Annotated in this window: 12 protein-coding genes; 2 read left to right on the forward strand and 10 right to left on the reverse strand. The window is 63.3% G+C overall.

What is annotated here, in order from left to right; translation table 11 throughout:
• Nucleotides 1–33 precede the first annotated feature (33 nt).
• Complete coding sequence (locus DTX69_RS01935) at nucleotides 34–852, reverse strand: ABC transporter permease (protein WP_119299789.1); 819 nt, start codon at nucleotides 850–852, stop codon at nucleotides 34–36.
• 19 nt (nucleotides 853–871) lie between these two features.
• Nucleotides 872–1,873, reverse strand: coding sequence for an ABC transporter substrate-binding protein (locus DTX69_RS01940; RefSeq protein WP_119299790.1), 1,002 nt, complete (start codon nucleotides 1,871–1,873; stop codon nucleotides 872–874).
• 168 nt (nucleotides 1,874–2,041) lie between these two features.
• On the opposite strand from DTX69_RS01940, the gene DTX69_RS01945 reads away from it, so the two are divergent.
• Nucleotides 2,042–2,779, forward strand: a complete 738-nt coding sequence (locus DTX69_RS01945; RefSeq protein ID WP_119299791.1) for a FadR/GntR family transcriptional regulator — start codon at nucleotides 2,042–2,044, stop codon at nucleotides 2,777–2,779.
• Between the two features lie 63 nt (nucleotides 2,780–2,842).
• On the forward strand, nucleotides 2,843–3,457 hold the full coding sequence (locus DTX69_RS01950) for a UdgX family uracil-DNA binding protein (RefSeq protein ID WP_119299792.1): 615 nt from the start codon (nucleotides 2,843–2,845) through the stop codon (nucleotides 3,455–3,457).
• A 1-nt stretch (nucleotide 3,458) separates the two neighbouring features.
• Here DTX69_RS01950 and DTX69_RS01955 read toward each other — a convergent pair whose 3' ends face one another.
• The 8 genes from DTX69_RS01955 to DTX69_RS01990 form a co-directional block, all read right to left on the reverse strand.
• Entirely contained in the window at nucleotides 3,459–6,497 is a 3,039-nt protein-coding gene (locus DTX69_RS01955; protein WP_119299793.1) for an HD domain-containing phosphohydrolase, read from the reverse strand.
• A 171-nt stretch (nucleotides 6,498–6,668) separates the two neighbouring features.
• Nucleotides 6,669–7,436: an META domain-containing protein gene (locus DTX69_RS01960; RefSeq protein ID WP_162916508.1), complete on the reverse strand. Its 768-nt coding sequence runs from the start codon at nucleotides 7,434–7,436 to the stop codon at nucleotides 6,669–6,671.
• Nucleotides 7,437–7,549: 113 nt separating this feature from the next.
• A complete protein-coding gene (locus DTX69_RS01965) occupies nucleotides 7,550–7,840 on the reverse strand; it encodes a type II toxin-antitoxin system HicB family antitoxin (RefSeq protein WP_119299795.1) in 291 nt (96 codons plus the stop codon).
• Nucleotides 7,841–8,457: 617 nt separating this feature from the next.
• Nucleotides 8,458–9,534, reverse strand: coding sequence for an LLM class flavin-dependent oxidoreductase (locus tag DTX69_RS01970; protein WP_119299796.1), 1,077 nt, complete (start codon nucleotides 9,532–9,534; stop codon nucleotides 8,458–8,460).
• Nucleotides 9,535–9,643: 109 nt separating this feature from the next.
• Nucleotides 9,644–9,919, reverse strand: a complete 276-nt coding sequence (locus DTX69_RS01975) for a hypothetical protein (protein ID WP_119299797.1) — start codon at nucleotides 9,917–9,919, stop codon at nucleotides 9,644–9,646.
• Between the two features lie 133 nt (nucleotides 9,920–10,052).
• On the reverse strand, nucleotides 10,053–12,269 hold the full coding sequence (locus DTX69_RS01980; protein ID WP_119299798.1) for a xanthine dehydrogenase family protein molybdopterin-binding subunit: 2,217 nt from the start codon (nucleotides 12,267–12,269) through the stop codon (nucleotides 10,053–10,055).
• On the reverse strand, nucleotides 12,270–13,259 hold the full coding sequence (locus DTX69_RS01985; RefSeq protein ID WP_119299799.1) for an FAD binding domain-containing protein: 990 nt from the start codon (nucleotides 13,257–13,259) through the stop codon (nucleotides 12,270–12,272).
• Between the two features lie 3 nt (nucleotides 13,260–13,262).
• On the reverse strand, nucleotides 13,263–13,916 hold the full coding sequence (locus DTX69_RS01990; RefSeq protein WP_119299800.1) for a (2Fe-2S)-binding protein: 654 nt from the start codon (nucleotides 13,914–13,916) through the stop codon (nucleotides 13,263–13,265).
• Between the last annotated feature and the right edge of the window lie 22 nt (nucleotides 13,917–13,938).

Below are 13,938 nucleotides of genomic sequence, written 5' to 3' on the forward strand. Positions count from 1 at the left end.
TGGGACTTTGCGGGTGACAGCGACCATAATACGTCAGGACCTCTTCTTTTCCGGCCGGATCCAGCTCTCCTCCACCCATTGGAGCGCGCTCAAGGTGAAAGCGGAGAACACGATGATGGAGGCGGTGGCGGCATACATGTGCCCGTAGTTCGCGACCGCGCGATGATAGGTGATGAGATCGCCGATCCCGGTCGGTGTGATCAGCAGTTCGGCCAGGATGATACCGACGAAGCCCGCTCCGATTCCCAGTCTTAGACCCGCGAAGATCACCGGGCTCGCATCCGGCAGGATGATCTTGATGATCTGCTGCCAGCGCGAGCCGAGAAACGAGCTGCACATGGTGATCAGGGACGGATTGACGTTGGCGACCGCCTTGTAGCTGTTGAGCACGATCACCGGCAGCGCCAGCAGACAGACGGAGATCACCTTCGCCGTCAAGCCGATGCCATAGACAAAGGTCACCATCGGGATGACCGCCGCCACCGGTGCCGCCTGCAGCACAATGAAGATCGGCGCGGCCATCCATTCGACGCTCTTACGCAGTCCCATCGCGACGCCGGTCGAGATGCCCAGCACGGCGGAGACGATGAGGCCGATGACGAGCGGCTGCAACGTCAGGCCGTAGGCCTTGAGCATCGTGCCGTCGGCGACCATTTCGCCGAAAGCCATGATGGTCGAGGAGAAGGTGGGAAAGGCAAGGTTGATGGGCACACGCCCGGCAACCTCCCACGCGCCGCAGAACAGAGCGATGGATGCCAGCCGCCACCACAGGATTTGGTGGCGGCTGCGGGCCGCCTCCCCCGGCTGCGCGGCGAGCTGTGCCGCAATGGGATCTTCGAGCCTGGCATCCATCGCTTGAAACCTCGCGCGCTTACTGCGTGCCGACCTTGGCGAGCGCCTTGTTCAGCGGCTCAAAGGTCCAGAAATCCTCGACCTTCAAGCTGGCAGGATCGCCTTCGATCTGGCCCGCCAGCGCGTAGAATTCGAAGTCGTCCTTGGCCGCCTGTTCGCTGCCGCCATTGTTGGGGAACGCGCCGGTCGGCACCGATTCCTCATAGTACGGCACCACCTCGCTTTCGAGATCCGCCGGCAGATCCGCCAGCAGATTGTATTTCTTGCGCAGATCGGCGACGACCTTGGGATTGGCGTTGATCTCGCGCCAGGTCTTCAGCAGCTCCTCCACCAGGATCTGCACCGCTTCGGCGTTCTCATTCAGGAACTCGGTATTGGCATAGAGCGCTTCGTCGGTCGCGTTGACGCCCTCCGTCGGCAGGACTGCGAACTTGCCCGGCGCTTTCTCCTCGAGCAGGTTCTTGTTGGTCGAATCGACGATCGAGGCCTTGATATTGCCCTGCAGCAGCGCGCCGGCGCGCACCTCCGCACCGGGCACGTAGCTGACGTTGCTGTAGGTGATGCCGTGCTTCTGCGCCATCAGCTTCATGATGGCTTCAGTGCCGGAGCCGCGCGCATGCACCGCGATCTCCTGCCCGTCGAGGTCCTTCCAGTCCTTATAGAATTCGGTGTTCACGATCGGGAAAAAGCGCAGCGAACTCATCTGATAGAACAGCCGGATCGGCGCCTTGACCTTCTGGATCAGCGCATAAGGTGTCCCGACACCGATGTCCGCTTCGCCGCCGACGACGGCCTGGGCGGCGACATCCTCCGACTTGAAGAAGGTGACCTTGACGTCGACGCCGCGTTCCTTCGCGCGCTCGAGCGCGATCAGGAAGTTGAGCGATTCCACAGTCGCGATGTCGCCGAACGCGACATGCATCTGCGAGGCCGCCGATGCCAGTCCAGACCAGCCGAGCGACGCCAGCGCAATGGTCGCGGCCGTGAGCGGGCCACGCAGGCCCTTCATCCACATATTCATCCGTTCCTCCCGTTCGCCCGTTGAAGATGAGCCTTTGGGCTCTGGCTTTGTTCTGAAACCAATCTTACAATGGTTAAGCTTGGTTGCAAGGCTTGATCTTCGACACGCTTGCAATGTCTAATGTTTGCGCAGATATTCTGCAGACCAATTCCGTGATTGGTTCTTGCTATGAACGACGAAATCGCTACTGGGACAGCCCTTGCTCGACTGCGCGCTTATCTCGCGCAGATCGAGATGCCGCTCGACAGCCGCTTGCCGCCCGAACGCGATCTTGCACAGACGCTGGGCGTCACCCGCGCCGGCCTGCGCAAGGCTTTGGCCGTGCTCGAATCGGAGAATCAGATCTGGCGCCATGTCGGCAAAGGGACCTTCATCGGCAGCCGGCCGATCGAGACAATGGCGGATGTCGCGGCGATCACGCGCCGCACCAATCCCACAGAGGTGATGCGCACGCGCCTGGTGCTGGAGCCGGAAGTGGCGCGGATGGCCGCGCTCAACGCGACCTCCGCTCACATCGCGGAGATGCACCTTTGCATGCAGCGCACCCGTGCCGCGCAGACCTGGCGGCAGTACGAAGCATGGGACAACCGGCTGCACCGCGTGATCGCTGAGGCGACGCAGAACTCGCTGCTCCTGGCACTGCTCGATACGCTGAACGCCGTGCGCCGCGCTGTGGTGTGGGGACGGCTGCGCGTAGAGAAGGTGAAGCCGGCACCCAACCATCATTCCTTCGAGGATCACGAGGCAATCGTCGATGCGATCGAGAATCGCGATCTCAATCGCGCCGCAGCCGCCATGCGCATGCATCTGGAGAATGTGGAGCGCAATCTGCTGAGGCCGCGCCCTGCGACCGAGGTCGTGATGACGGAGAAGCGCGAGGCCGCGCCGGCCGGCGCTCGCCTCTAAAGGGCCAGGAACCGATCCGCTTCGTGGCTGTTTCCGGAGCAACGTCCCAATCCGGAGCCGGCGATGACCGCGCGCCTCTCACTCACCAGCGTCGCCAAGGACGCGAAGACTTGTCAGCGCTGCCCTCTCTATCGCTTCGCGACACAAACTGTGTTCGGCGAGGGACCTGCACACGCACCGGTCATGATGGTTGGCGAGGTGCCGGGTGATCAGGAAGATCTGCAGGGCCGCCCCTTCGTTGGACCTGCCGGACGGATTCTCGATCGCGCCTTGGCCGACGCAGGTGTCAAGCGCGACCGTGTCTACGTCACCAATGCGGTCAAGCATTTCAAATTCGAGCCGCGCGGCAAGAGGCGTCTCCACAAGAAGCCCAATGCCGGCGAGATCGAAGCCTGCAAATGGTGGCTGAATCTGGAGCTGGATATCATCAAGCCCGCTCTGGCCGTCGCACTCGGCGCAACCGCCGCACGGGCCCTCGCAGGACGTACGATCCCCATCGGCACGTCGCGCGGTCACCTCATCCAATTTCAGAATGGCCTGCCGGGCCTCGTGACCATCCATCCGTCCTTTCTGCTGCGCATGCCGGATCCGGAGATCAAGGCACAGGAATACAGCCGCTTCGTCGAGGATCTCCGCCTGATCGCACAGCACGTCCCGGCCGCAAAGCGCGCAGCGTAGCCTAAGCCGGTTGCGTCTTCAGCACGGCATCGACATCCGGCTCGTCGATCTGTGCCACATCCAGGAATCGGTGCGCATAGTTCTTCCACACGCCTGAGGTCAGGAAGAGATCGAGCAGGTCCGGGTCCAGATGATGGTCACGCTTCATGTTGGCCATGATCCGGATGGCCTCGCTCAACGTCTTCGCCTTCTTGTAAGGGCGATCGGCCGCGGTCAGCGCCTCGAACACGTCGGCGATCGCCATCATGCGCGCGACCGGAGACATCTGATCGCGCGTAAGGCGCTTGGGATAGCCTTTGCCATTCATCTTCTCATGATGGCCGCCTGCGATCTCGGGCACGTTGCGCAGATGACGCGGCAGCGGAAGGCTTTCCAGCATCATGATGGTCTGGGTCATGTGGTCATTGATGATGTAGCGCTCCTCGGGCGTGAGGGTGCCGCGTCCAATGCTGAGATTGTAGATCTCACCGCGATTGAACTTGTACGTCGGCGTTTCGACGCGAATGCCCCACGGATTCTCCCTGCCGATGATCTCATGCGGTGCGCGGTAGGTGATGTGGTCCTCACGATCCGCCAACAGCTTCTCTTCGACCGGCAGATCGGAAGCAGCCGAGCGATTTTTGCGCTCCCTCTCCTCGAACGAGACGCCGAGGCGATCATCCAGCGTCCGGCGCCACGTGCGCGCGGCAATCCGCTTCAGCCGCTCGATCCTCTCGGGATCCATGACCTCGCCGCCCTCATTGCATTCGGCAACGAACGCGAAATCCTCATCGAGCGCACGCAGCTCCGCTTCCATCCTTTCATGCAGCGCATCCGCGTCACCGCCTTTCGCAACGGTCTGCCAATAGGCGATCTCAACGTCGCGCTTCAGCACCTCGAACCGCATGCGGATCTCGTGAATGCGGTCATGAATGGTCTCGAGCTTGGTTGCCTTGTCGACCACATATTCGGGCGTCGTCACCTTGCCGCAATCATGCAGCCAGGATGCAATATCCACCGCTTCCCATTCCTCTTCGGAGAGCTGGAAGTCCTTGAACGGTCCCTCCTTTTGCGCGCAGGCCGCCTCTGCCAGCATGCGGGTCAGGACCGGCACGCGCTGGCAATGGCCGCCGGTATAGGCCGACTTCGCGTCGATCGCGCCGGCGATCAGTTTGATCAGCGCGTTCATCAGATCCTTCTGGGCCTGCAGCAATTGGTGGTTCTCGATGGCGATTCCGGCACTGCCGCTGACTGCCCGGATGAGCTCGCGCAGGCGCGGATTCACCGACCAGCGATCATTGACGCCGAGCGTCTTGATCAGCAACAGGGCCCCTAGCGGCTCCCTCTTGCGATTGAACAGCGGCACTGCGACGAGTCCCACCCGCGCGGCGCCGGTTGCCGTCATCCCATAACGCATGCCGAGCGCTTCCAGCTCCGCCTCGGTCAGGTTGCGCTTGGCAACCATGATCTCTCCCTGAGCCAAGGCGGCGACGATCTCCGGCACGAGCGCCGGGCTGTTCAGAGAGAGCCGCGGCAGTATGATCTGCTCGTCGAGCATATGCTTGCCCTGCCAACGGGCGATCTCAGGCTCCAGGTGCGCTCCCTCCTTGTCCACGAGGTAGACCACGCCACCATCGCCGCCAGCCAGCCGCACCGATTCCCGCAGCACGCGCTCAAGCAGGGCGCCGAGGTCGCGTTCCGCTGACAAGGCGTTGCCGATGTCCAGGAACTTGCGGATCGTTCCCTTCATCGTATCGAGCGCTTGGCTCAGGTTTTCGACCTCCGTGAGGATGGTCGGGACCTTGGTATCTCTCCGGAAATCGAAGGAGCGGATGAGCTTGGTCTCCTTGACCAACAGATGCAGCGATCTAGTCAGAAGCCGAGCCCCCCACCAGCCGATGGCGATCGCAGCCAGCACGATGACAAGGCCGACAATAGCCTGGCGCTCGACGATCCGGCGCGCGGCGACGAACAGCTCGTCGTCCGGGATCGCCGCCAGCAAGGTGAAATTGTGCGCCGTGCGGCCCGGAATGGCGGCGCGCATCACCTGCCAACCGCGGCCGTCTATCTCCAGTTCCCCACGCTCCGCACCACCAGCCAAAGCCGAGAAGGCTCCTGCCAGGACCGGTACGTTCAACTCATCGATGGTCGCCAAGCGCAGGCCGCCGAGCTCATCCGTCACGATCATTTTGGCAGCATCGCGATAGCCGATGACGTGTTGTTCCGCATCGATGACGGCGATTTCGGTGGAGGGCGTGATGGCAAGGCCGTCGAGCGCTTCGGCGAGCGACTGCAGGGTGAAGTCCAGGCCGACCACTGCTCTGCCATCGGCGGATCGGCGCGCCATGGTCGCGCCGACCTTCTGGGTGGTGAAGAAGGGATAGGGGCCGGTCAGGATGGAAGCGTCATCCCGCCCGACCTCCATGTACCATGGCCTAGTCCGCGGATCGAAGCGGTAGTCGTTCTTGAACGCCGAATCCAGGACGCGGCCGTTCGCGTCGAAGAACTGATACAGACCGAGCATGACACCGGCCGCATCCTGCGATACCGACTGCACCAGCAACGTACTCTCGGCAGGCGCATCGAAGAACGTGCGCGCCTCCGCGTTGCGCAACGGGCGGAACAGGATGAACTCGCCGTTCGGATAACCGACGAAGCTGGCATCGATCAGCGTGTTACGCTTGAGCGCTTCGAGAAAGAGCGGCAACTCCGACAGTCGGTTCGCCAGCGTGCCGGCCGCGGGCAAATCGCTGTGAGCCAGCAATGTTAGCTGGCTTTCCGCCGGTTCGAGAATGCTCTCGACCTTCTTGCCCAGCGCTTCACTGATGAAGTGGGTCTCTTCCAGCGCGGCCGTACTCAGGATTTCCTGCACGCCCCGATAGGTCTGCCCACCGAGGGCGCCGACCGTCACCAACAGCAGGATGGCCACGGACAACGCCGCCAGCACGTGCAGCGGCACGCGCAGCGTCTTGCTTCGTCGCCGCGCTTGTTCCGATTGAGATGAGATGCCGGCAGCATCGGAAGAGGATGAAACGGCCGCCGTAATCGCGCTCTGCGACATGGCACGCTCCGTCAGTGGCTTATGTGCCGGAGCGTATTCCCAGCTAACGGTCCGGTCTATCTACGAAGCACGCCACAGTTGCGAAAGGCGCGGCAAAGCAGTGGATGCGGCCCTGACCTTACCTGCCGGTGTATCGACCGGAATATTGTCGAACGGGCTTTCGGACGCTGATCAATACAGCCAGTCGCCGCATCCTTGATAGCTTTTCTCATTCACCAGGAGCTGCACGGTCGAGGGGTGGGATTCACCGCTCATGCTGTCGATGCACACCTTTCTCTTGATGGTGAGCTGGAGGCGGTCGGCATCGGTGCTCGTGTTATAAGTCACCGTCCCATCCCCAGCCGTGTCGGCGGACGGCGTCGGCAGGATGAGCGAGGTTGCGCCGTAGTCCAACACCGCCGTGATCTGCTCGCCTTCTTTCAGTTCCACTATCCAGCCCGGTTCTTGCCCCAGGGCGCGGAAGTCGACGCCGCGGGCGCGTGCGTCCTGCAGGCTCGACGATTCCTGGCGGCGAAACAGGATCTGCTCCGCGCCGTCGGTCGTCAGCACCAGCGTGCCGTCGGCGCGTCGTTCCACGCGGGTCGCGGCATCCAGCGTGCTGAGATAGCTCTGTTCCAGGCTCATGAGCTCCGGCGCACACGCCATCTTGGTGCTGATTGTCGGCCCGAAGGCGATGCTGTCGCCCGTGCGCTTGTATTTGGTCGTGTAGTTGTTGCAGGCGGCGCGGCCGACTGCCCTGCCATCGCCGTAAATCGACAGCGTGACACGCGCATCGCTTGGCACCGGCGTGCCTGCAACCTCCTGCGCCGCCCAAAGTCCGACGATGGATGGCGGTGGCTCTGACTTCGTGCTGGCGCACCCCGCGAGGACAAGAGCCATCAGGACTGCGCCGCTGCTCCAGGCAGCGGAAACGCGCCGCACATTAAGGTTCCATCGCATCGTTGCCCCCGCTCGCGAGCCCACAGTCAAGACGACAGGCGCCGACATATCACGTCCCCGCGCGCTCGAGCAATCCGACTAAGCTCTTTGGGCATGCTGGGAGTGTGGACGGATCAAGTGTGGGCGTTGGTCCCGCGCAGCGGCACCATAGTTACGACCGCCTTCGTCCAATCGATCGCATGCGACGATGCCCACTGGTCGTCGGCCTTGATCTCGACAAGCTCGCGCGGCGAAGGCGGTCCGTCGCCGTAGCGGCTCTGGACGTATTCGGTCAGCACGCCAGCCGCGCGTAAGACCGTGGCATCGATGCTATCGCCTTCAACCTCGCAATCGGGAATGTCCGGGAACAAGGCGCGCCAGCCCCCCGCACTCCGCGGCATCAGCACGCTGATATAGTGGGCCACTGAACGTACCTCCCCTCAAGGGAACGCAGGAACACCACACACTTTGCACCCCAAAGTGCGGAGATCCTTGACCGATCCTGATCAACATCGTCGCCCGAAGCCGGCGGGCGAAGCTGCCGAGCCGTCAGCGGACTCAACCAGCCTTGGTTTCACTGCAATGCACAAACGTTATGACTCTCGCTCATCCTTAGCAATCAAAATGACATCACGATCAAGGGACAGCGCGCCCGAGCAGCGATTTCAAGCGACACGCCCCTGGATAGCCCTACAGGTCGCATGCACAAGCAGCGACATTCCTTGCCGAACTCGACGACGTCGCCGCGTTTTGATTTTCGGCCGAACGCCAACTGTCTGTAGAGCTGGCGCGAACGGGGCAACGGCGCCGCCATCCGGAAGCGGCTCGCCGAATGGTGGCATGGCGGTCAGAGGCGAAGATGCTCTAATTGCTTCAGCAGAGCGGATTTTTCAAAGCTATACATAGGGCGAGGCATTGCAGAAGTTGTTCATTTCGGAAAAATTAGGAATCGGGTGGAACCAATCTGGCAAACAGGGGTTGTATCGCTCGAATGTGGCCGCTTGCCCTCAGCGGCCCGGCGGCGAAGCACTCCCCTTCCCCCTCAGTCTTCGCCGCCGCTTTCCTTTTCTTCAACTTTGTTTCCTGGTTGTGAGCCGATGATGCGCTGTTCCGGCTGCTTTGCCTCGCGCGCCAGATCGTCGCGTACCTCCGCGGCAATGGCGAAGGAGCGCAGACGCGCCGCATGATCGAAGATATGGCCGCTGACGATCAGCTCGTCGGCCTGGGTTCGATTGATGAAGTCGGCAAGACCTTGCTTCACCGCCTCCGCTCCGCCCACGAAGGAACACGCGAGCGCCTGCCGAAGCTGCGCCTGCTCCACCGGCGAAGCGAAGCGCTCGAAATCTTCGATCGGTGGCGGTAGCCGGCCGGGCTGGCCACGGCGCAGATTGACGAAGCTCTGCTGCAGCGAGGTGAAAAGACCTGCGGCTTCTTGGTCGGTCTCGGCGGCGATGATGTTGAGCCCGAGCATCGCATACGGCCGCGCCAGCTCCGCCGACGGTTCGAACCGGCTGCGATAGAGCGCCAGCGCCTCCATCATCGCGCCTGGCGCGAAGTGCGATGCAAAAGCGAAGGGCAGGCCCAGCATGGCAGCGAGCTGCGCGCTGTAGAGGCTGGAGCCCAGCAGCCAGATCGGCACCTTCAACCCTTCGCCAGGAACGGCGCGGATCCGCTGTCCCGGAATGGCGGGCGAAAGATAGGCGCGCAGCTCCGCGACATCCTCCGGGAAGCGATTTCCGCTGTCGCCGAGATCGCGGCGCAGGGCCCGCGCCGTCATCATATCGGTGCCGGGCGCGCGCCCCAGGCCCAGATCGATGCGGCCGGGGAACAGCGACTCCAGGGTGCCGAACTGCTCCGCAATGACGAGCGGCGCGTGGTTCGGCAGCATGATGCCGCCCGATCCGACCCGAATGGTTTTCGTGCCGGCCGCGACATACCCGATCACCACGGCGGTCGCCGCGCTCGCAATGCCCGGCATGTTGTGGTGCTCCGCCAGCCAGTATCGCCGATAGCGCAGCTTTTCGGCATGGCGCGCGAGATCCAGCGTGTTGCGGAGCGCATCGGCTGCCGTTGCGCCTTCCGTGATCGGCGAGAGATCGAGAACGGAAAAAGGAATCATCCAAAGGCCTGCGGTCAGTGGGGCTGTATTCGATATCTATCGAACATAAACCAAATGGTCCGCTGATCGAGCAAGTGCAAGTCTGAAGATCAGGCGGAGTGCGCCGAGGTCAGTCGATCGCAGGCAAGCTCAGGGCGTCGTCGGGGAACGCAGGCATCTCAGCGCCAGCTTGGCCGAGATAGACGGTCTCCGTGGAGCCATCGATCCCGGAGCAGACAATCCGGGAAGTCTGCGGCATGCGGGGGAACTTCAGTTGCGCGCGGGCGAGGCCGGAGAGGATCGCTCCCTGCTGCAGGCAGCGTTCGGCCGATATGTAGTCCACGTCTGGCTCGCTGGCGTAGCACAGGATGCCCGCGAAACAGGTCGTCAGTACCAGGTGGAACATCGCGCGCTACACCTCGGACTTTTGCACTGTCTAGTGTGCAACTCACAGATTAAGGATTTGTTGCACCGTCAGAAGATTGTAACGCGTTGCGCCGAGTCGTGCATATGATCCTGAACTCGTTCGGCAATTCTGCTCAGGCGAGCAGCTTCTCGAGTCGGATCGGCAGCTCCCGGATGCGCCGGCCCGTCGCGTGGTACACGGCGTTGGCGACTGCGGCATTCGTGCCGACGTTGCCGAGTTCGCCCAGGCCCTTGATCCCAAGCGGGTTCACCTGCGTATCGCGCTCAGGCACCAGGATCACGGACACGTCTTCGATATCGGCGTTCACCGGCACCAAATAATCGGCGAAGTTGTCGTTGATGTAGCGCGCGGTCCCCAGGTCCATCTCGGTCGCCTCGTGCAAAGCAGAGGACACGCCCCAGATCAGACCGCCCATCAGCTGGCTATGCGCCGTCTTGGGATTGACGATGCGACCGGCGGCGAAGGCGCCATGGACGCGCGGCACCCGAATCTCGCGCGTGCGCGCATGAATTCGCACCTCGACAAACTCCGCACCAAAGGCGTACTGGATGCGGTCCTCCAGCATCGCCCCGCCTTTGAGGGTCGACAGGCCGGCGTAGAGCTTGTCGATTCCTTCCGGCTTGGCGCCGTGCGGCGCGAACTCGGCATATTCTTGGACCAGGGCAACGCCCAACCGTTCAAACCCGGCCACGCGGATGCCAGGATCGATCAGCGCAGAGTCATTGACGCCCAGCTTGGCACGAATGGCATCGCAGGCCTTCGCAATGACGGAGGAAACACTGGCCGTGGTGATCGATCCTCCCGCGACGGGTGACGGTGGCAGATCGGAATCGCCGAGCGCGATCGTCACCTGGCCGACGGGCACGCCCAAGCGCTCGGCCGCCACCTGCGCCAGCGCCGTATAGGCGCCTGTGCCGAGATCGTGCGCTGCCGTTTCCACCTTCACGCGGCCGTCCTTCCACAGGATCACGCGCGCGGTGGCGGGAGCAAGCGCAGTCGGATAGCAGGTGCTGGCGCAGCCCCAGCCGATCAGCCAATCGCCATCGCGCATGGAAGCCGGCGCGGCCGAGCGCCGCGCCCAGCCGAAACTCTCAGCCGCCTGGTCGAAGCACTCCATCAGAGACCGGCTGGTATAGGGCAGTCCCCCGATCGGTTCCTTCATCGTGTCGTTGCGCCGGCGCAGTTCGATCGGATCCAGTCCCAGCTTCTCCGCGACCTCGTCGATCGCGCATTCCAGGGGGAAGAGATACGGCACCTCCGGCGGCGAGCGCATGAAGCCAGGCGTGTTGCGATCCACATGGACCAGGTGCACTTTGGTGAAGACGTTGGGGCACGCATAGAGCCGCGCTGTCGTGTCCGTTCCGGCGACCAGATACGAGTCCGGCCGTGACGTCACCTCCCACGCCTCATGGGACAGTGCGGTGAACTTTCCGTCGGCATCCGCGCCGAGGCGCAGATGATGGCGCGTTTCGGCGCGATAGGTTGCGACGCTGAAGCCCTGCTCACGCGTCAGCACCAGCTTGACCGGACGACCGAGGCACCGGGCGGCAATTGCAGCCAAGGCGGTACGCGGCGTGACCGAGGCCTTGGAACCGAACGCCCCGCCGACGAACGGGCTGACGATCCGGACGTGGTCGGGCGGAATACCAAGCTGCTCCGCCACGCCGTGCTTCAGACCATGGACAATCTGGCTCGGCTCATAGACCGTCAGCTTGTCGCCGGTCCACGCACAGGTCGTCGTGAACAGCTCGATCGGATTGTGGTGCTGTGTTGGCGTCGCATAGTCCGCATCCACGGTCGCCGACGCCGCCGCCAATCCCGCCGCAATGTCGCCGACCGCGGGGTCCTCGTGGCCCTTGGCGTCGGCGGCATCCTCCGTGGTGGCGCCGGCAGAACCGAAGGTCGCGGCCGGCTGCTCAGCTTGGCATGTGACCTTCACCTTGTACGCCGCTTCGCGCGCGGATTCGTAGCTGTCAGCCAGCACGACGGCGACGATCTGTCCGTCGTGGAAAATCTCCGGGCCATCCAGCGGGCGAATGGTGGTGCCGGCATAACCACCTCCGGCAAAGAAGGTCGGCTTCTTCACCGCACCACGCATGGTCTCATAGGTCAGGATGTCGAGCAGCCCCGGCACCTGCCCCGCTGCGGCCATGTCAAATCCGGTGATGCGCCCGCGCGCAATGGAACTGGTCACGAAATACGCGTAGGCGGGACGCCCGACTGCAAAGTCCGACGCATACGGCGCAGCGCCGGTCACCTTTGCGCGGCCGTCGATGCGCGAGTGCGGTGGGCCCATGTTCTTTTGCTGTACCGGGCCGATGATCGCCATCTATGCCTCCATCGCAGCAGCCTGGAGGAGCGCCCGCGCGACGGTCTGGCGGCCGAGGAGAGGTTTGTAGGCATTGTGCTCCCGAGGTTGCGCCTTGGCGAAGGCGATGTCCGCTGCCAGCTGGCAGCTCGCCTCATCCAGCACGCGGCCGATCAGCGCTTGCTCGGCTTCGCGCGCGCGCCACGGCACCGCCGCGACTCCGCCCAAGGCAATGCGCGCCTGTCGCACCGCTCCGCCATCAACCTCGAGCGCAACCGCCGCCGAGGCCAACGCGAACTCGTAGGAATCGCGATCCCGGATCTTGAGATAGAGTGATCGGCTCATCCAGGGCTCGATCGGCATCTCGAATCCCAGGATCAGCTCATCCGGCGCCAGTGTGGTCTCCACTTCCGGCGTCCGGCCGGGCGGAACATGCAGTTTGGCAAACGGAAGCTGTCGCCGCCCTCGGCGTCCCACAACGTCCACAGTGGCGTCGAGCGCGATCAGCGCCTGCGCGAAATCGCTGGGATAGGTCGCGATGCAGGCATCGCTGGCGCCGAGCACCGCATGCTGCCGGTTGAAGCCCGCCATCGCCGCGCAACCCGAGCCCGGCAACCTCTTGTTGCAGGCACTCCAGCTGACATCGCGGAAGTAGGGGCAGCGGGTACGCTGCAGCACATTGCCGGCCAAGGTCGCCATGTGCCGAAGCTGTGTGCTGGCCGCGAGCGCCAGAGACTGGGTCAGCATCGGGACACGGCGGCGCAATTCCTCCTGTGCCTCCGCATCGGCCATGCGCACCGACGCGCCGAGCCGCAGTCGGTCTTCGCTGATCTCGATCTCATTGGCACCGAGCGCGTTGATATCGATCACCCGCTCCGGTCGCACGACATCGAGCTTCATCAAATCGAGAAGTGTCGTGCCGCCGGCGAGGAACGAGGTCGCGCGATCCGCGTGAAAAGCGGCGATCGCGCTCTCTGGAGACGTGGCGCGTTCAAAGATGAAAGGCCGCATGTCTCAACTCCGCACTTCGGTCTTTGCCGCGCGAATGGCGGCGACGATGTTGGGATAGGCAGCACAGCGGCAGAGATTGCCGCTCATATATTCGCGGATCTCCGCATCGCTGCCGGCGCGGTCGCCTTCGACGCACGCCACCGCGGACATGATCTGCCCCGGTGTGCAATAGCCGCATTGGAACGCGTCATGATCGATGAAGGCCTGCTGCACCGGATGCAAAGCCCCATCCGCCTGCGCCAGCCCTTCGATCGTCGTGACGGCGCGACCTTCAACCGATGCCACCAGGGTCAGGCAAGACAGGATCGGCTCGCCGTCCAGATGAACCGTGCATGCGCCACATTGTCCGTGGTCACAGCCCTTCTTGGTACCTGTCAGAGCAAGATGCTCGCGCAGTGCGTCGAGCAAGGTCGTGCGGTTATCAAGGATTAGGCGATGCGTGCGGCCGTTGACGAGGAGCGCGACGGAACTGCTGGGAACCTGTGTCGGCAGCGCGGCGTCGGTCACTGCTTCGCGAACGCCTGTGGTGCCGAACGACAACGGAAGCACGGCTGATGTCGCGGTGCCGACGAGGAAGTGTCGCCGGTTGAACACGCCGTCTTCGCGCGCTGTCGCGCCGGATGATGTAGTCGGTTGGGAGGTTGGTGGCCGCTTCATCTTGCAGCGCTAACTACTGGCG

The sequence above is a fragment of the Dongia deserti genome (genome assembly GCF_003574735.1).
Classification (GTDB): Bacteria; Pseudomonadota; Alphaproteobacteria; order Dongiales; family Dongiaceae; genus Dongia_A; species Dongia_A deserti.

Bases quoted from the DNA above. Each gene is read 5' to 3' on its own strand.
- DTX69_RS01990 (WP_119299800.1), bottom strand. From the start codon at position 13,916: ATGAAGCGGCCACCAACCTCCCAACCGACTACATCATCCGGCGCGACA.
- DTX69_RS01950 (WP_119299792.1), top strand. From the start codon at position 2,843: ATGACCGCGCGCCTCTCACTCACCAGCGTCGCCAAGGACGCGAAGACT.
- DTX69_RS01980 (WP_119299798.1), bottom strand. From the start codon at position 12,269: ATGGCGATCATCGGCCCGGTACAGCAAAAGAACATGGGCCCACCGCAC.
- DTX69_RS01935 (WP_119299789.1), bottom strand. From the start codon at position 852: ATGGATGCCAGGCTCGAAGATCCCATTGCGGCACAGCTCGCCGCGCAG.
- DTX69_RS01955 (WP_119299793.1), bottom strand. From the start codon at position 6,497: ATGTCGCAGAGCGCGATTACGGCGGCCGTTTCATCCTCTTCCGATGCT.
- DTX69_RS01940 (WP_119299790.1), bottom strand. From the start codon at position 1,873: ATGAATATGTGGATGAAGGGCCTGCGTGGCCCGCTCACGGCCGCGACC.
- DTX69_RS01960 (WP_162916508.1), bottom strand. From the start codon at position 7,436: ATGCGATGGAACCTTAATGTGCGGCGCGTTTCCGCTGCCTGGAGCAGC.
- DTX69_RS01970 (WP_119299796.1), bottom strand. From the start codon at position 9,534: ATGATTCCTTTTTCCGTTCTCGATCTCTCGCCGATCACGGAAGGCGCA.
- DTX69_RS01975 (WP_119299797.1), bottom strand. From the start codon at position 9,919: ATGTTCCACCTGGTACTGACGACCTGTTTCGCGGGCATCCTGTGCTAC.
- DTX69_RS01945 (WP_119299791.1), top strand. From the start codon at position 2,042: ATGAACGACGAAATCGCTACTGGGACAGCCCTTGCTCGACTGCGCGCT.
- DTX69_RS01985 (WP_119299799.1), bottom strand. From the start codon at position 13,259: ATGCGGCCTTTCATCTTTGAACGCGCCACGTCTCCAGAGAGCGCGATC.